The organism is Stenotrophomonas terrae (genome assembly GCF_001431465.1).
Lineage (GTDB): Bacteria > Pseudomonadota > Gammaproteobacteria > Xanthomonadales > Xanthomonadaceae > Stenotrophomonas > Stenotrophomonas terrae.
In genome coordinates, this window is record NZ_LDJJ01000069.1 from 17,504 (window position 1) to 35,478 (window position 17,975).

Annotated in this window: 16 protein-coding genes; 3 read left to right on the forward strand and 13 right to left on the reverse strand. The window is 58.4% G+C overall.

The annotated features are described in order from the left end of the window. Window positions 1-1,109: 1,109 nt before the first annotated feature. From ABB27_RS17215 to ABB27_RS17265, 10 genes are all read right to left on the reverse strand, one after another. Window positions 1,110-1,742 carry a DUF998 domain-containing protein gene (locus tag ABB27_RS17215; protein ID WP_057630221.1) on the reverse strand — a complete coding sequence of 211 codons (633 nt, stop codon included), beginning with the start codon at window positions 1,740-1,742 and terminating at the stop codon, window positions 1,110-1,112. Between the two features lie 93 nt (window positions 1,743-1,835). Continuing rightward, window positions 1,836-2,258 carry a hypothetical protein gene (locus tag ABB27_RS17220; protein ID WP_152984654.1) on the reverse strand — a complete coding sequence of 141 codons (423 nt, stop codon included), beginning with the start codon at window positions 2,256-2,258 and terminating at the stop codon, window positions 1,836-1,838. A gap of 898 nt (window positions 2,259-3,156) precedes the next feature. Continuing rightward, a complete protein-coding gene (locus ABB27_RS17225; RefSeq protein ID WP_057630225.1) occupies window positions 3,157-3,483 on the reverse strand; it encodes a hypothetical protein in 327 nt (108 codons plus the stop codon). A 1,368-nt stretch (window positions 3,484-4,851) separates the two neighbouring features. Next, a complete protein-coding gene (locus ABB27_RS19815; protein WP_152984655.1) occupies window positions 4,852-5,292 on the reverse strand; it encodes a hypothetical protein in 441 nt (146 codons plus the stop codon). A 57-nt stretch (window positions 5,293-5,349) separates the two neighbouring features. Next, a complete protein-coding gene (locus ABB27_RS17235) occupies window positions 5,350-5,892 on the reverse strand; it encodes an HAD family hydrolase (RefSeq protein WP_083491367.1) in 543 nt (180 codons plus the stop codon). Between the two features lie 3,056 nt (window positions 5,893-8,948). Further along, window positions 8,949-9,284 carry a hypothetical protein gene (locus ABB27_RS19820; protein ID WP_152984656.1) on the reverse strand — a complete coding sequence of 112 codons (336 nt, stop codon included), beginning with the start codon at window positions 9,282-9,284 and terminating at the stop codon, window positions 8,949-8,951. 57 nt (window positions 9,285-9,341) lie between these two features. Next, window positions 9,342-9,656, reverse strand: coding sequence for a hypothetical protein (locus tag ABB27_RS17250; protein WP_057630233.1), 315 nt, complete (start codon window positions 9,654-9,656; stop codon window positions 9,342-9,344). A gap of 89 nt (window positions 9,657-9,745) precedes the next feature. Next, on the reverse strand, window positions 9,746-10,144 hold the full coding sequence (locus ABB27_RS17255; protein WP_057630236.1) for a hypothetical protein: 399 nt from the start codon (window positions 10,142-10,144) through the stop codon (window positions 9,746-9,748). A gap of 87 nt (window positions 10,145-10,231) precedes the next feature. Continuing rightward, complete coding sequence (locus tag ABB27_RS17260; RefSeq protein ID WP_152984657.1) at window positions 10,232-10,543, reverse strand: DUF6968 family protein; 312 nt, start codon at window positions 10,541-10,543, stop codon at window positions 10,232-10,234. A gap of 73 nt (window positions 10,544-10,616) precedes the next feature. After that, window positions 10,617-11,033 carry a hypothetical protein gene (locus tag ABB27_RS17265; RefSeq protein WP_057630240.1) on the reverse strand — a complete coding sequence of 139 codons (417 nt, stop codon included), beginning with the start codon at window positions 11,031-11,033 and terminating at the stop codon, window positions 10,617-10,619. A 175-nt stretch (window positions 11,034-11,208) separates the two neighbouring features. On the opposite strand from ABB27_RS17265, the gene ABB27_RS17270 reads away from it, so the two are divergent. Then, window positions 11,209-12,243: an integron integrase gene (locus ABB27_RS17270; RefSeq protein WP_057630243.1), complete on the forward strand. Its 1,035-nt coding sequence runs from the start codon at window positions 11,209-11,211 to the stop codon at window positions 12,241-12,243. Window positions 12,244-12,258: 15 nt separating this feature from the next. Here the strand turns inward: ABB27_RS17270 and ABB27_RS17275 are convergent, their stop codons facing one another. Together ABB27_RS17275 and ilvD are read right to left on the reverse strand one after the other, a co-directional pair. Continuing rightward, the gene (locus ABB27_RS17275) at window positions 12,259-12,858 is read right to left on the reverse strand and encodes a hypothetical protein (RefSeq protein WP_152984658.1); all 600 of its coding nucleotides are present in this window, start codon (window positions 12,856-12,858) and stop codon (window positions 12,259-12,261) included. A gap of 30 nt (window positions 12,859-12,888) precedes the next feature. Next, the gene (gene ilvD / locus ABB27_RS17280; RefSeq protein ID WP_057630248.1) at window positions 12,889-14,727 is read right to left on the reverse strand and encodes a dihydroxy-acid dehydratase; all 1,839 of its coding nucleotides are present in this window, start codon (window positions 14,725-14,727) and stop codon (window positions 12,889-12,891) included. Between the two features lie 539 nt (window positions 14,728-15,266). Between ilvD and ABB27_RS17285 the strand changes: the two genes are divergently transcribed. Then, window positions 15,267-15,833 (forward strand): DUF1190 domain-containing protein, encoded by a 567-nt coding sequence (locus ABB27_RS17285; protein ID WP_057630250.1) that lies wholly within the window; start codon window positions 15,267-15,269, stop codon window positions 15,831-15,833. A gap of 4 nt (window positions 15,834-15,837) precedes the next feature. Continuing rightward, entirely contained in the window at window positions 15,838-17,025 is a 1,188-nt protein-coding gene (locus ABB27_RS17290; RefSeq protein WP_057630257.1) for a glutathionylspermidine synthase family protein, read from the forward strand. Between the two features lie 260 nt (window positions 17,026-17,285). Here ABB27_RS17290 and ABB27_RS17295 read toward each other — a convergent pair. Next, window positions 17,286-17,975, reverse strand: a 690-nt coding sequence (locus ABB27_RS17295) for a DUF58 domain-containing protein (RefSeq protein ID WP_152984659.1), incomplete at its 5' end; no start/stop codon positions are given.

Genomic DNA, 17,975 nt, shown 5'->3' on the forward strand with positions numbered 1-17,975 from the left:
ATGTTATAGCCATACGCAAAGCATGGCTCGATGAACTTGCCCGAGTCCTGGCACCCGAAGTAGCCAAATGCCCATGTGCCAATTCGCCAAACTGAAAAGCTACCCAGCGGCAACAGCGCAAGCTTCAGATTACGGCACATTCGTTTCATAGGCTGGCACCGGAATTGAGCCGCGCCATGGTGCGGGTTCGGCTTGAATAAATTGTTAGGTGCCATGCCGGGAGAGCTGGGTGACACCGGATTGAATTTGCTGGGGGGTGATGCCGCTGACTCCGATTGAGCATGACTTGATGCGGCTGTAACCGTCAACGAAGAAGACCGCCGTCTCCCCTGGGAGCACAGCTGACCCGCAGTCTGCTCCGCGAAGCTCGCCGCCGGGGAAGGTGCCCTTGAAATGGCGAAGGGGTGTAACAGTGGGCTGGTCGCGCGTCTCGTTGGCGCCAAGAAACGGCGGTGCAACGGTGTCGACGCGACCATAGAAAACATATGTAGAGCCCTGGAAGAGTTCCCTAGTCCATTGGGCTTTGGACTCGACAGGGTTACATGAGCAGTTCTGCCCAAGCGCGAGGCTTGGTAATAGTAGAAGTGCGGCTCCGACAATCCTCATCATGGCCCCTAACTCCGGAATTAAGCCGCGCCGCGTAGCGATGCCGGCTTGAATGAATTGTTAGGCGGAAAAAGTCACTTCACGTATCGGTCCCAGTTATCCAGCAGTACGGTGGGAACGCAGTACTCACCCTTGGGCTGCATACTAAACGGAGGCAGCTCGAAGTAGGTGCGGCGCCCCCCGGCCTCATTACAGCTACTGTCGTCTGGCAGTTCGAATCGTATAACACGGACGGTGTAGTTGGGACAGATGTCACTACATTTGTACTCAACAACTACGTCGAAGCCCCGGAGACTGTCCAAGATCTTGGGTGGTTGGTCGAAGAGCCTTTTGTCATAAGCAGTGGGCGCGTAGTTGAGCACTTCGCTATCAGTAAGGCGCGGTCCACATCCAGCAAGCCCGACCAGCATCAGGCCAGTCCAACACACTTGCAAATGCGCATCGTTGCCGCCTGACTCTGGAATTAAGCCGACCCGCGAAGCGAGCTTGGCTTGAATGAACTGTTAGGCCACAGCCCGGCGAAATTGCTGGCTTGGCGAAACGAGCGTCCAAGCGATCAAGACGAGCGATACCGCCATCGCGACATCAAGCAATCGCTGTATCAAGCCTCTCCATGGTGCGACATCCGGTTGGATCATGATCACAAAAACGACTGGAAAAGCGACTCCAACCAGAAACATAAAGGCGCGGCGCAACTTGAACGCTCTGAATTTAGGGGCTAGCGAGATCAAAGCTATGCCGATACCCATGCCAAAGTAAGTCGCGATTCCGTACAAGTTGTGCATCAGTTGGCTGGCTGAACCCTCGATTGGACAGCCGGCATCACACGGGGCGAATAGCGCAAGGAAGAATGAGGCAGGAAGTGACCACAAGAGCCAGAACCCTAACCGGCTAATTCCAGATACTTGAACGAGTGGAGTGGCCGAGACAAGGAAAGCTGACAAGAGAACGGAAGTGACAAGGAACCCTGCAAAAGTGAGTGTGTTGGCCTGAGCTGTCCCCGTTGCGTTGTACTCGCTCACGAAGTTTGACAGCTGCGAATAGCCCGGCTTTATGGCGCTCCCAATAAAATAGAAGCCAATTACGTACAGAATGGATAAGACCAGTAGCAGGCGAGTGAGTTGTGCTCTGTCCATGAGTCTCCGATAACCTATCTTGTGGCCTAACTTTGGAATTGGGCCGACTCGCGAAGCGAATTCAGCTTGAATGAACGGTTGGCCGCTAACCGTTCAGTGCACCCAGCTATTGTTTTTGTTGTGCAGGAATACATGACTATTTCCGCTACGGTCTGATGCAACGCCGGCGCTACCCCAGGAGAAGCATGCGAGGCTGCCGCCGAAGCCGAGTTGATCAGATAACCACTGCGAGCAGATACGAGCCTCGTCATCTGGTGCAGCGCTAGGAAAGGTGAAGAAACAGCTAACCAGTATCTTATTCTCGAAGCGGAGCTCCACTCGCATGGACTGGTCGTTGTCCATGATCTGCATGACAGCGAACTGGCAAGGAATGGGCTTGCCCAGGACCACAACTGGCCTCTCCGGCTCGATTGAGAAGGCTTCCGAAAGGTCCGAGACCTTCAGCTGGGCCGTTATGAGGAGCCTCCCGATCGAGATGCTTCCGCTCTTCGGGTCAACTGTGACTGATGCTTCCATTAGCATTTGCGTCTGACGCTGGAATTAAGCCGGCCAGCGAAGCGGGTTCGGCTTGAATGAACTGTTGGGTGCCATGGCAGAGATCACCGAGCGGAGATCCTCCACGGCATGTTGTCGAATTTTGGGGGACTTGATGTGGCCAGGCAACCGACTAAGCCAGTGACTATTGGGACCGTGCCCACCACCACGAATGGCGGATAGACGGCGCGATGTCGGGAGGGGCTTACGCCCAAGGACTTCTACACACTCCGCAAGCTGTGCTGCCGAAGAGAAGCGGAAGACAAAACCCTGCGACTCGACACAAAGTACCGGATAGCCTTTGCGACCCTCGGCTCTTGGGGCTGGCGGGCTGTACGACTCGGACGCGTGCCACGCGGCACCGCCAAGCTCAAAGTGCACCCAGTAGGCCATCGGTTCATCGCGCCAGTCCTTGGTGTGTTCGATCCAGTTGCGGGCAGTCTTTCCCATGGCACCTAAGTCTGGAATTAAGCCGCGCTGCGAAGCGGCTTCGGCTTGAATGAACTGCTAGGCGGCTAACCATTGCGTCAGGCTGCCTAAAGCTAGTAGTAGAAATGCTGGGGAAGCTAATGCAATAACTATGCAGAGTATACGAAATGCAGTTTTATCTTCTGTACCCGCGGGGATAAGAAGAATGCTGAGTTGCAAGATTGAAGAGCATAGCCATAGGGCCAATATGGCAAAGAGAGCTGGAACAACATAGATGCCACGCCCACGCAGTGCAATGGCAAGCAATAAGCAAAGCATAAGTAAAGACGTGACTACAACGGATAGACAATAGCCGGTTCGAAATTTTTGTCCGACGGTCAATGGTTGTTTCATGGCCGCCTAATTCCGGAGTTAAGCCGTGCCGCGAAGCGGCGTCGGCTTGAATGAATTGTTAGGCCGCGCCGGTATCATCCGAAGCCGCTGAATAGACGCGCCACGTGGAAATGTAGTCCGGGTTGGTAACAACCTGGTCTATGGATTTGAGCCTATACACTCCAGGATCTGCATGGGAGTACTGATCAAGGTATGGGGGAAGGTCGATCTCCTCACCGTCCACACCACTGGCAATGACTAGCCCCTCATGGGCATTGATGCGAAGCACCGTACCAAAATACTGCCGATGATCCACTACGTTCTCGGAGGAATCACAAAGGCTGACGCCGGCTAGAACAACCTTGCCGATCATCTCCTCGGCCTTGCTTTGGTCAATTTCGATCATGTTTGTACGCGGCCTAATCCTGGAATTAAGCCGGCTCGCGAAACGAGGCAGGCTTGAATGAACTGTTAGGCCCAGATCGTACATCAGCAATGCCTGGTACTTGCCTAGCGGGCATCTGGATCAACACCTAGCAACTGACGGCGATAGCCATGCAAGCCCTTTAGCAAAACATCGTCCTCGGCATTGAAAATGGCCAGACATGGCTCGCTGGGCCGGATAGCGTTCACGACAAGCTGTCCAAGACGTAGGTCAGGATCGACCTCCCAAACTTCCCGAAGCGCTTCCAGAATTTGCTCAATTCTCTGGGGATCTCGCATTAAGGGCCTACTCTGGAATTAAGCCGCGCCGCGAAGCGGGTTGGGCTTTAATGAACTGTTAGGCGGCGCCACGGCGATTTGCACGTAAGAGCCGCCAGCCAAGGTAAACGGATACTAGGGCAAAAAGAACGGTAAGGATCATGGCGATGTGAACCTGACGGCAGCGAAAGTTTGCCGCCAAGAGTGAAAAACCGCTGTTGCAAAATTGAGAAGCCAAGCTTGCTGCTGAGAAGATCCACAGGAAGCAGTACAGTGATGCAAGACCGCAGAATGTTGACCCAACTATCGACCAACGACCTGAGCTGGATTTCATAGCCGCCTAACTCCGGAATTAAGCCGCGCCGCGGCGTCGGCTTGAATGAATTGTTAGGTGGCATTACAGCAGGCTTAGGCCAAGGATGCAAAATGCTACTCCCCCGAACGCGAGCAGAATCCAGCTTGCATATGCCAGCGAGCGAACGACTCTCTGTTGGAGCCAACGCCCAAGTACGAGGCCAGCTACACATGCTACTAGGGCCAGGAAAATAGGCCACTCTGAAAACATGTTGGCGGTGAAGTTGTTAAAAATAATAATGCTGGGGAGCGATGCTGAAAGGACGGACAAGAGCAGGCAAGCAACAAGACATGCGCCGAAAATACTAGAGTAGCTTTCTCGCGCCATATGCTATCTAACTCCGGAATTAAGCCGCGCCGCGTAGCGGCGTCGGCTTGAACGAACTGTTAGGCGCGAAAGCCATGCTGGCTGTGAACTCAAAGTCCCCAGATTGCATCTCGAAGCGCCTCCCATAAATCCTTAAGTTTCTTTCGGCTTCCCATGAAGAAAAGGACTCGTACTAGCTGTATCAGCGCGGCGACTAGAAGAACCAGGAATCCAATCAGCCCAATTGCATCCCTAAATAAGATTCCTGCGATGGCGAGGACTACAAGTGCTGCCAGAACGGCTAGGTCGGACTTCCGCATTTCTCTTTGCGTAGCAGTGGTCATCGCGCCTAACTCCGGAATTAAGCCGCGCCGCGAAGCGGCGTCGGATTGAATGAATTGTTAGCGCCCATTAGCCGCCACGCATAACGAGCGCTTTTTCCGGACGCTGTGAGGCCGGAAAGAATACCCATGGTTTGCTGCCACTGCCGTCAAACACTCCGACGTAAGTGGAGGAAGCGGGGCAGTTGCCAGGGATAATTTCCCCAGTTGAAGTGTCGACGAGAACGAATTCCGAGTAGCTATCCAACATCATTAGATTGTCGGCGCATTTGTATAAATTGGCAGCAGCGTAGCCACCCGTATCCCTTGAAAGCTGGTGCCGACTCTCTGGAAATCCACTCTTCTTGAAGATAAGTGTGCGGCTGTACTCAGCTAGATACGGATGTGTCGGTTCAAGATCGATCTGGATCGATGCTCCGGTCGACTGCTCGGTAAACGTTGCACTACGAATTCCTGAAGTGCACGCGGAGCAAAGAACCAAAAGAGGGATGAGCGCGAAGATTCGAGACATGGGTGCTAACTCTGGAATTAAGCCGACCCGCGTAGCGGGTTCGGCTTGAATGAACTGTTAGGGCTCACTTGTGCTAGCTTTGCGCCAAAACCGCTTCTCAATTCTTCTAACATTTGGCGTCTCCGCTAGCGTAGGCAGGTAGTCGCTCAACTGAAAAAGTTCTCGATCCGCTAGGTTTCCCAAGAACGGCTTTACCCTGACGAGATTGCCGTAGTGCCGAGCCAATTTTGCAGGCGTGTCATCCAACATCAACACATGCTCAAGCTTATAGCCGCGTCTCTTTAACTTGTCGAGATTTTTTGCCCATTCGTAGTCATGGTGCTCTGGGTCAAAACGCATCGTACAGCGCTCCCTAGACCACACGAATTTGAGATCGACATCGTGTGGGAAGATATTTTCCACAACGGGGGCGGCGTAAAGACGAGTAGACGAGGTCCAAACTGCTAAGTGAAACTGCGATCTCACCTTTGATAGGAACAGGTCAAGTCCAGGGCGCTTATACACAGCGTACGGCCCAACTTCGAAGTCAGGGTCGCGATCTAAGTAGCAGTCAGTCGCGTGGATGAGTGTTTCATCAAGATCGAGAATTAAGAGTTTCATGTGGTGCTTGATTTGAGCCCTAACCCTGGAATTAAGCCGACCCGCGCAGCGGGTTCGGCTTGAATGAACTGTTAGGCGGCTGTGGTCACTGACGGAGCCCCGGACCAATGCTGCCTTGCTTGTGCAACCCAACGTGAGCCGATCATGCCACAGCCTGTGGGATGGAGCTTGCCCTGAAAACCTTGCCGAGCGTTGCCGCCGAAGTGCGATGAAATGATTGCGGCAGAGCAGTGAAGCGTAAGACGAAGTGGCGGGCTTGCCGATGCCAGGAACAGTTGGAACTGCTACCCGGAACCGACCAGTGACTTGCCGATGTTGCTGCCGAAAGGAGAAGGGCCAGCCAGCCCAGCCCACCGCCGCCTAACTCTGGAATTAAGCCGACCCGCGCAGCGGGTTCGGCTTGAATGAACTGTTAGGCGCTTGCAGCACGCCATACGAAGTAAGCGATTGTTGATGCTGCTGCCAGGGCGCAAAACCCGATCGCGCACGCTGCGTCAGCGGAAATTGTCTTGGGTGGGGATAGCTTTGGGTGACTACTGGATACTTTTCGGCTCTTGAAATCCCAAGGTGCAACAGCGTAATAGCCAAACGAGAAGATTGGGACTAGGAGCCAACCAATGATGTATCCGAGGCCATACAGAACAACCTCGAAAGCACCGCGGAAGATGATCTCTGTCAGTAGACTTGCAGGCATGTGTTAGCGCCTAACACCGGAATTAAGCCGACCCGCGAAGCGGGTTCGGCTTGAATGAACTGTTAGGCGGCGGTGGCCACTTACCGCTCCCCGGGCCAATGCTGCCTTGCTTGTGCAACCCAACGCGAGCCGATCATGCCACAGCTTGGGGGGAGCTTGCCCTGAAAACCTTGCCGAGCATTGCCGCCGAAGTGCGATGAAATGATTGCGGCAGGGCAGTGAAGCGTAAGACGAAGTGGCGGGCTTGTCGCTGCCAGGAACAGTTGGAACTGCTACCCGGAGCCGACCGGTGACTCGCCGATATTGCTGCCGAAAGAAGAAGGGCCGGCCAACCCAGCTCACCGCCGCCTAACTCTGGAATTAAGCCGAGCCGCGAAGCGGGTTCGGCTTGAATGAACTGTTAGGCGGCGGTGGCCACTTACTGAGCCCCGGACCAATGCTGCCTTGCTTGTACAACCCAATGCGAGCCGATCATGCCACAGCTTGCGAGACAGAGCTTGCCCAGGAAACCTTGCCGAGCATTGCGGCCGAAGTGCGATGAAATGATTGCGGTGGGGCGGTTAAGCGTAAGATGAAACAGCGAATTTACCGATGCCAGGAACAGTTGGACCCATTACCCGGAGCCGACCGGTGACTTGCCGATGATGCTGCCGAAAGGAGAAGGGCCAGCCAACCAAGAACACCGCCGCCTAACTCCGGAATTAAGCCGCGCCGCGAAGCGGCGTCGGCTTGAATGAACTGTTAGGCACTAAGCCCGCCATCCAGATGCGCAGGTATTGGGCCACGATAGAATGTGCCAGGAATAGGCACAGCACGCCAGCCACTAAAAGCGCGGAGCGTAATGTGCTGAAGCGATGCAACACAGCCAAGGATGGTGCCGGACTCGTCGCCGCACCAGATAAAGACCGTCATGTGATCTCTGGCCGGTATTGCAGCAAGCGCATCTTTGTCTAGGGCGTAGATGCTCTCGTCGCCGCCACCGGCCCAGCCGCAAGCATTGAAGTCTGCCCAGACATAGGGCATTGGCTGAGTTGGTAAATGGCCTTCCATTGGTGCCTAACTCTGGAATTAAGCCGCGCCGCGAAGCGGCGTCGGCTTGAATGAATTGTTAGGTTGCGCCCACGCGATATGGGTGCAACGGGTTGTCCGCGATGAACTTTGCGACCTCGCGGCTGTTGACCGGGAGAGAGGGCGTTGCCCTACGCGGAGTTGACGGAAAGCGAAAACCCGCCTGGTACAGAAGCTCCACCGCCTTCCAACCGCCAAGATTGCGCCGCAGCGGAGCTCTGAAGCCGCGGCCCATCTCCGAGAGTGGCTTGCGACACGTGGGACAGGGCGACGGTGATCCATCTATGCGGAGTACTCGCTTAAAGCTCAGGCGACATTGAAAGCAGGCGTGCGCCATTAGGTACTGTGGGCCGCGCGGGAGGGCCACGGGACCTGCAGGGTCATGCAGCGAGCGAGATCCGATCTTGCGCCGGACCTCCATTCTTCTCGCCTTTTCAGTGCGTGACGTCATATCTGCGCAACCTAACTCTGGAATTAATCCGCACCGCGAAACGGCGTCGGTTTGAATGAATTGTTATGCGCGTATCTAGCGCGAATAGTGGCAGGTGACATTTACTACCCGCTTAGTTGTCCCGATTGCAAAGCTTAACTCCGGGTAGCCCCCGCCAAACTGGTGGGGTGGGACCGGGCTGGTGAAGAAGTAGGTCCAGCTCCGGTCCGACTTGTTGATGAAGTCGGGCTTGCCTAGCGCGACTTGCAGTTGGTTCTGGCTCAAGCCTATGAGCGGCGCAGTGTCACTGGGACACCTCGCATTGGTCGGTGTGGCCATCGGAAGCGCACGCATTGCGCGAAGCTCTGCCGCGAGAGAACTTAGAAGGGGCGAACTCACTGCAGAACTTGAGTATGAAGTCAGCGTCACCAGAAAGAAAATCTGCAAGATGCGGATATGCATGTTTCGCGCCTAACTCTGGAATTAAGCCGCGCCGCGAAGCGGTGTCGGCTTGAATGAACTGTTAGGCGGCGGTGGCCACTTACTGAGCCCCGGACCAATGCTGCCTTGCTTGTACAACCCAATGCGAGCCGATCATGCCACAGCTTGCGAGACGGAGCTTGCCCAGGAAACCTTGCCGAGCATTGCGGCCGAAGTGCGATGAAATGATTGCGGTGGGGCGGTTAAGCGTAAGACGAAACAGCGAATTTACCGATGCCAGGAACAGTTGGCCCCATTACCCGGAGCCGACCGGTGACTTGCCGATGATGCTGCCGAAAGGAGAAGGGCCAGCCAACCAAGAACACCGCCGCCTAACTCTGGAATTAAGCCGACCCGCGAAGCGGTTTCGGCTTGAATGAACTGTTAGCCCTCATCCGGATCTGGCTCACGCGGAAGCCGCTCCCAAGGGGCGCCAACGGAATCCCGCCAGGCCTGCCAGCCAATGGGAAGATCAGCCAGCTCCCCCACACTCCGGTCCTCTTGATACGCACAACCGAGGCAGACGATGGCGCCATGAGCACCATCATTGGTGGTGCCGCAAAGAAACTGCCAATCACCATCGTGGTCGTGACTGACCAACAGAACGGGATAACCCTCGCGTAGCACCTTGGTTGTGGTGAACACAGCTAGGTTGGTCGGTTCCAAGAACGGCCACTCGGATGCTGGAAACGAGTGTGGGTGCTCCTTGACTGAGTCCATGAGGGCTAACTCCGGAATTAAGCCGCGCCGCGAAGCGGCGTCGGCTTGAATGAATTGTTAGGCCGCAAGCCGATTCTCCGAAGCCATCCGCTCGACTTTTGGCCAATCCAGCAACTGGCTGGTCAACGGCCAAGTGCGTGACCACCTAATGTAATGACCCAAATCCCTTAGCAGGAATGATCCGTACGCCACGCCAAAAAGCCAAGCTTGGAAAGTGCTATGGAAGTAAAGCATGACGCCCACCGTCGCCGCTCCCGCAACAATGAGAAGGAGAAAGATGCGCCAGTTGAAAAGGATCAGGCCAAGCACCGACATTGGCTTGTCGCGGAAATGTAGGTATGCCTGTAACTGGCGCTTCTGTGTCCGATTCATAGCAAGGTATCCATGCGGCCTAACCCTGGAATTAAGCCGCGCCGCGAAGCGGCGTCGGCTTGAATGAACTGTTAGGCGGCATGCGCCCGCTAGTCATTGATCATCTGTCCGAACTCTAACGCAAGCTCGTCGCCTCGAAACAGGCCGTAAAAGGAGTATCCGCCTCGTGCGCCGTGAACACGGCGGCCATTTTGGCAATTGACCAAGCGGAATTGGTCACCTGGCATGATCACCGCTGCAACATTGGCCCACTCTGTGGTGTGCTCCATGTTCTCGATTCCCATGCGTCTAGCGCTAGCGAAAATTTCCTGCTTGCTGAGAGGGGCATATACGTCACAAAGAGGATATCCAAGCCGCGCGGCGAGATCTTTTGACTCTATCTCCAGCCCGAGGGAACTATGCGCGCACCCGGCAAGCGCAGCGACAGATAGCAGAAGTCCTGCATGAAAATTTCGAAGATCAGCGAAGCTGCCTAGATGCATGATCATGCCGCCTAACTCCGGAATTAAGCCGCACCGCGAAGCGGTGTCGGCTTGAATGAATTGTTAGGTGCCAAAGTGTAGACGCTTGACGGCCTAATCTTCAAAGTACGGCTCACCATCTGGGAAGTAGAAATCGTACTTGCGTCGAAGATACCGAAGGTGACGATCCGGATTACTGGCGAGCTGTAATGCCTGAAGAGAATCGGCTCCGTAGGCGGTGTGGCTAAATTCCTCTGGAAGCCCGTCAATTTGTAGTGTGCAACCGGCGGTGCCACCGCTGAATTCGAAATTGACACTGCCTGGCTGAAGTATGAAGGGGGCGGAGATGTGAATGGTAATGCCGGTGCGCTTCTCGGTGCCTCGGATGCTAAACATCAACTCTCGCTTCGCGATGGGGTGTGGCATCGAAACCCTCTCCATTGGCACCTAACTCCGGAATTAAGCCGACCCGCGTAGCGGGTTCGGCTTGAATGAACTGTTAGGCGCTACCGGCCTCGGGGCTTTTCCAAAGAGCATATATCTCCCAGTTCCATGCACCATCCGAGTGGAGTTGTTCGCTAATGATAGCCATAAGTTCGTCGCTATTCCGCAGAACTGGTAAGTTCTGAAAATCACCGCCCCAGAACAGGCAAAAATCCCTGCCGAGCTCAATCTGCTCCAGTAGAAGTTGGCCTAGGAGAGTGTCCTGAAGTTCTGCGCCAGCGGCTATTGCGTTCTTCGCCGCATCTGACATTGAATCGATGCCGTCTGATTCGTCGGTCAAGCTCCAAACGAAAGGCGTTCCGAAATTGTGTGAGGCTGCCCGCACTAGTAGCTCGTCTGATAATGCATGAAAACTGACGCCGGCAACGTCGGTGGATGGTTCCGCGCTTTGGACCAACAAGAACTGGGACATATGTGTAGCGCCTAACACCTATTAGACCGCCTAACAGCGGTGTAGCGCAGAGTATCGCGGTTTTTTCATTACTTTCAAATCAACAGAATCCCGCATCAAATCATGGGTTTAGCTTATGGGCCTCCGTGCTCGGGGCATCCATGCTCCCAGAAAACTACCGCTTGGGAGCGGCTATATGAGTTACGACCCTGCTTTTAGCGGTGTAACACCAGGCCAGCCGCCGCGGCTTCTTGATACTGTCCGTGCGCAGATTCGGCTACGGCATTACAGCATCCGCACCGAGCAGGCTTATCTGGGTTGGATAAAGCGCTTCATTCTGGCTAACGGCAAACGTCATCCGCGGGTGATGGGCGGCGACGAGGTGACGGCATTTCTCAGCCGGTTGGCGACGGAGGGTAAGGTTGCGCCGTCCACCCAGAATCAGGCGTTGGCGGCCTTGCTGTTCCTCTACCGGGAGGTGCTGCGGATGGAGCTTCCGTGGTTGCAGGATGTTGTGCGCGCCAAGCGACCGAAGCGTTTGCCCGTCGTTCTTTCCGTGGAGGAGGTTGCGAGGATGCTGTCCGCAATCCCGGAAGGGGTTGCGGCGCTGATGGCTCGCCTGCTCTATGGCACTGGCATGCGCCTGATGGAATGCCTGCGCTTGCGGATCAAGGACGTGGACTTTGCGCGGCACGAAATATGCGTGCGCGCAGGCAAGGGCAACAAGGACCGGCGCGTGCCGCTGCCGGTGTCGCTGCGCGAGCGCCTGCAACAGCAGCGTGAGTGGGCGCTGGCACTGCACCAAGGTGATCTGGCTGCAGGCGCTGGGCGCGTGCATCTGCCCCATGCCTTGGCGCGGAAGTACCCCGAAGCTGACCGGCAGCCGGGCTGGCAGTACCTGTTTCCGTCGAACAGGATGTCGTGTGATCCACGCACGGGACGGCGCGGGCGTCATCATGTCAGTGAGGAAGTGCTGCAACGGGCAATCAAGCAAGCGCGCCTGCAGGTGCGGGTTCTGCAGCCGGCCACCTGCCATACCCTGCGGCATTGCTTTGCTACTCATCTGCTCGATGCTGGCTGCGACATTCGCACCCTGCAGGAGCTGCTGGGCCACAAGGACATCGCCACCACGCAGATCTACACCCATGTCCTGGGCCGTGGCGCCGGTGCCGTACTGAGTCCTTTGGACAGGTTGCCGGCACTGCCGTATCCGACTGGAGACGACCAGTGAGGATGGCGATCTGCATTAGGGAATTGGACGGAACCGCGCTACGCCGTACTCGTCGCACTCGAAGGTATAGCGGTCCGGGTCAACGGCCGTGGCGATATGTTCGCGCGCCTGCCCTTGGTCGCGGTGACCACAGGCAATCGTGGTGAAGTCCAGCGGTGCGCACAGCGCGATCCTGGCCGGGCCGTGCATCCCATCGCAGTGGCCGTCGAGTGCTATCCACAGTCGGCCATCCCGTTCGCTCAGTACGAACCCGCCGTCACCGAGGCCGAGGTGCTCACCGGTGTAGAGCAATACTTCGGGTTCGTCCTTGTTGGTGAACGCGACTCGCATGCCGGCGATGTCATTCCAGTGCAGTACTTCGCCCGGGCCGCTGCTGAACGCAGGGCAGTCGTGAATGCGAAGGTGCAGTTCGCCGGGTGGCAGATCGTCTTCGTCCAACAGCACGCCATCAGGATCAATGCGTTCGGCGTGGATGTCGAAGTCCCACAGCAACGCGGGAAGCTGCGCATCCACATAGGCGCCGAGTTCGGCAGCGGTCACCCGATAGGGGTGGCCGTTCCAGCTGCAGCTAGCGACAGCTGGCAGCGGGGGCGGGCAGGCGGTGGGCGAATTCATTGCCCCATTCTGCCGCGCCCCGCTTGGCGGTCAACCGTCCAGCAACGCTTTGTCGCGCACCGCGCCCTTGTCGGCGCTGGTGGCGAGCAGGGCGTATGCCTTCAGTGCCGTGGTCACCTTGCGCGGTCGCGCTTCAGCCGGCTTCCAGCCCTTGGCATCCTGCTCGCTTCGGCGACGGGCCAGTTCAGCATCGTCCACCAGCAGGTTGATGCCGCGCTGCGGGATGTCGATAAGGATGCGGTCGCCGTCGCGGACCAGGCCAATGGCACCGCCGGCGGCGGCTTCCGGTGAACAGTGACCAATGCTCAGGCCGGAGGTGCCACCGGAGAAGCGACCGTCGGTGAGCAGGGCGCAGGCTTTGCCCATGCCCTTGGATTTCAGGTAACTGGTCGGGTAAAGCATTTCCTGCATGCCCGGGCCGCCCTTGGGGCCTTCGTAGCGGATCACCACCACGTCGCCGGCCTGTACTTCGTTGCCGAGGATGCCTTTGACGGCCGCATCCTGGCTTTCGTAGACGCGGGCATTGCCCTCGAAGACGTGGATGGATTCGTCCACACCGGCGGTCTTCACCACGCAGCCATCGGCGGCGAGGTTGCCGTACAGCACGGCCAGGCCGCCTTCGTTGGAGAACGCATGAGCGACATCGCGGATGCAGCCTTCGGCGCGATCCGCATCCAATGACGGCCAACGTGTGGACTGGCTGAAAGCGACCTGCGTAGGGATGCCCGCCGGGCCGGCCTTGTAGAAGGTATGTACGGCTTCGTCCTGCGTCTGGGTGACGTCCCATTGCGCGATGGCCGCACCCAGCGTGCGGCTGTGCACGGTGGAGGCATCGGTATGCAGCAGGCCGCCGCGTGCCAGCTCGCCGAGAATGGCCATGATGCCGCCAGCGCGGTGCACGTCTTCGATGTGGTACTTCTGCGTGTTCGGCGCCACTTTGCACAGCTGCGGCACGCGTCGCGACAGGCGGTCGATGTCGCGCTGGTCGAAGGCGACTTCGGCTTCCTGCGCGGCGGCGAGCAGGTGCAGGATGGTATTGGTGGAACCACCCATGGCGATATCCAGCGTCATCGCATTTTCGAAGGCCTCGAAAGTGGCGATGCCACGCGGAAGCACGTTGGCTTCTTCGCCGCCGTACCAGCGGTGGCACAGCTCGACGATGAGACGGCCGGCACGCTTGAACAGCGCCTCACGATCACTATGGGTGGCCACGACGGTGCCGTTGCCCGGCAGCGACAGGCCCAGCGCCTCGGTCAGGCAGTTCATCGAATTGGCGGTGAACATGCCCGAGCACGAGCCACAGGTGGGGCAGGCGCTGCGTTCGATCGCCGCTACCTGCTCGTCGCTGATGTTGTCATCGCCGGCAGCGACCATCGCATCGATCAGGTCGAGCTTGTGGTCGGCCAGCTTGGTCTTGCCGGCTTCCATCGGGCCGCCGGACACGAATACTGCAGGGATGTTCAGGCGCAAGGCGGCCATCAACATGCCCGGGGTGATCTTGTCGCAGTTGGAGATGCACACCAGCGCATCGGCGCAGTGGGCATTGGCCATGTATTCCACCGAGTCGGCGATGATCTCGCGGCTGGGCAGTGAATACAGCATGCCGTCATGGCCCATGGCGATGCCGTCATCCACGGCGATGGTATTGAATTCCTTGGCTACGCCACCGGCGGCCTCGATCTCGCGAGCCACGAGCTGGCCGAGGTCCTTCAGGTGTACGTGGCCGGGCACGAACTGGGTGAAGGAATTGACCACCGCGACGATGGGCTTGTGGAAGTCACCATCGGTCATGCCGGTGGCACGCCACAGGGCGCGGGCGCCGGCCATGTTGCGGCCAGCGGTGGAGGTTTTCGAGCGGTATTCAGGCATGGCGAGCGAGCGGGGCGGTCGTGCAGAAGTGCAGTGCGATTGATTCTGCATGAAGTTCCCGGTTGCAGCTGCAACCATCGGATGGGGTAAGGGGAGGCTGGAGTGGGGCGGTTGGCGGAATGTTGGTGGCTGGCTACCAGGGTTCTGGTGGCGACGGGGTTAGGGGCGAAGTTGAAGTCAGAGACGAAGCCAAAAGCAAAGGCAAATGCACCCCTCCCCAACCCTCCCCTGCGCTGTGCGCAAGGGCGGGGGCTGTTTGCTGCGCTCGTTCGGATCGCAGCGCAGCCGCTTCTACCCCCTCCCTTGCGCGCAGCGCAGGGGAGGGTTGGGGAGGGGGGCTCTGGATGTTGCCCTCCCATCGCACCCACAGCGCCCACGCGTTGAATAGCGCCAAGAGCACGGAAATTCCGGAAACCCAGCCGCCCCAAGCATTTCCAATACATCACCTGAAATCCGATTCAGCTTCGGGAGCTATCCGGTTTCCGCCTTGCAGCCTTCATCGGGCATCATTGGCGGATCACATTGACGGGGAACCGACCATGAAGCGATCCAAGGCCACCGCACTGGTGCTGATGAGCGCCGTACCGCTGCTGCTGACCGCCTGCCAGAAGGAAGAGGCCGTGCAGACGCAGGAAGGGCTGTACACCTCGGTGGAGGCCTGCAGCGAAGCGACCGGCGATCCGTCCAGCTGCCGCGAGGCATTTGCCACCGCGCAGAAGCAGTCGGCCGATGCCGCGCCCAAGTACGCCAGCAAGGAAGAGTGCGCCAAGGAATACCCGGCCGAGCAGTGCGTGCAGCAGCAGACCAGCGCCGGCACCTCCTTCATCGGCCCGATGATGATGGGCTTCTTCATGTCGCAGATGCTCAACGGTAGCCGTGGTGCCGTGGCCGCACCGCCGGCATCGCAGCCGGCGTTCAAGGACAACGCCAATGGTTGGGCCAAGCCGGCCGCACCGGGTGGCAGCGGCGGTTTGAACACCGGTAGCGGCATTGGTGCCGGCAAGGCCGGTCTGGCCCCGGTCAACGCCGAGCCGAACCGCGCCGTTACCGCCAGCCGTGGTGGTTTTGGTTCGCGCAGCGGCGGCCGCAGCAGCGTCGGCGGTTGATGCAGTGAAGCGTGTAGCAATTGCCGAGCGCGGCAACTGGCGGGACCGTGCCGCCGAGGCAGGGTTCCGTTTCCATACCATCGACGGTGCGCCGTACTGGGATGAAAGCGCGTATTACGCGTTCACCCTGCGCCAGATCGAGAACGATATCGAAGACCCCAGCGCCGAGCTGCATGCCATGGCGCTGGATCTGGTTGACGAGGTGGTAGGCAGCGAGGCGCTGATGGCGCAGCTGGCCATCCCGGAAGCGTTCCGCGACTGGATCGCCGAAAGCTGGCGTCGGCGCGACCCGCATCTCTACGGTCGCCTGGATTTTGCCTATGACGGCAATGGCCCGGCCAAACTGTATGAGCTGAACTACGACACGCCAACTTCGCTGTACGAAGCGTCCTTCTTCCAGTGGCAATGGCTGGAAGACCAGCGCAACCGTGGCGCCTTGCCGCAGCAGGCGGACCAGTTCAATTCCATCCACGAAACCCTGGTGGAGCGGTTTGCCGAGTTGACCTCACGCCTGCCGCCGCCGCTGTATTTCAGCGCGGTGGGAGAGTCCGAGGAAGATCAGGGCACGGTAGCCTACCTGCGCGATTGCGCGGCACAGGCCGGGTTGCGCGCGGCGGCTATCGCCATCGAGGATATCGGCTTGTCGGCGGATGGTCGTTTCACCGATCTGGACGATGTGGTGATCGGCAGCCTGTTCAAGCTGTATCCGCTGGAAGACCTGATGCGCGAAGAATTCGGCGCAGCCTTGCCGCGCTCGGGCGTGCAGTTGCTGGAGCCGGCGTGGAAGGCGGTGTTGAGCAACAAGGGCATCCTGCCGTTGTTGTGGCAGCGCCACCGTGGCCACCCGAATCTGCTGGAATGTCACTTCGATGACGGCAGTGCCTTGCCGGCAGGTTGGGTGCGCAAGCCGCTGCATTCGCGCGAAGGCGCCAACGTGGCGATGCACATGAACGATGGCAGCTGGCAGGAGAGCGAAGGCCCATACACCGGCCCCAGCATTCGCCAGGCCTTCCATGCCTTGCCGGTGTTCGACGGCAACTATCCGCTGGTGGGTAGCTGGGTGGTGGGCGACCGCGCCTGTGGCGTTGGCATCCGCGAGGACAACAGCCGCATCACCCGCGACAGTGCGCGCTTTGTACCGCACGCCATCATTGATGACGCCCCGCAGGGCACCACGCGGATCTATCTGTAGCAGCGGCGCAAGCCGCGAAGCAGGTAGTGCTGAAAATGCCTCTGTAGAGCCGAGCCATGCTCGGCTGGGGCACTACCGGTGAAGCCTCTGCCGAGCATGGCTCGGCACTACAGGTGGGGCATTTGTAGGAGCGGCGTAAGCCGCGAAGCAGGCGATGCTGGAAATGCCTTGTAGAGCCGAGCCATGCTCGGCTGGGGCACTACTAGTGAAGCTTCTGCCGAGCATGGCTCGGCACTACCGGATTGCGGCGGTGACGCGCCTTACAGCAGGCCGTCGCGCTTTACTGCGAGGTAGCGTTCAACCAGAGCTGCCGGCAGCTCTTCGGCGGTTACGTCCAGCACCATTACCCGATGGCTGCGCAGTGCTTCATGCGCGTCGCTGCGTTGTTGCAGGTAGCCGGCGATGGCGCCGGCCTGGATTGCATCCGGCAGGGTCTCCACCTCGCGTGCCAGTGCCTGGTCCAGCTCGCGTTCGCGCAGGCTGGCCACGCAGACCAGATGCCGCTTCTGCAGCAGGCGCACGGCGGCCAGCAGGTCCTCGATATCTTCATCGCGAACATTGGTGACCAGCATCACCAGGCTGCGCCGCGATTGCCGCAACGACAGCTCGGTGGCTGCGGCCAAATAGTCGGTGGCCACCGGTTTGGGCTGCAGGTCGTAGCTGGCCCGCAGCAGGCTGTCGATCGCGCCCATGCCACGCTTGGGCGCTACCCAGCGGCTGTCACCGCCGCTGGCGAAAAGACCGACGCCATCACCCTGGCGCAGTGCCAGATACGACACCACCAACGCAGCATTGAGCACATGGTCGAAATGCGACAGGCCACCTTCGTCGGCCATCATCCGCCGGCCGGTGTCGATCATCATCACCAGCTGCTGGTTCTTTTCGTCCTGGTACTCGCGCGAAATCAGTTTGCGCGCGCGCGAGGTGGCCTTCCAGTCGATCTGGCGCAG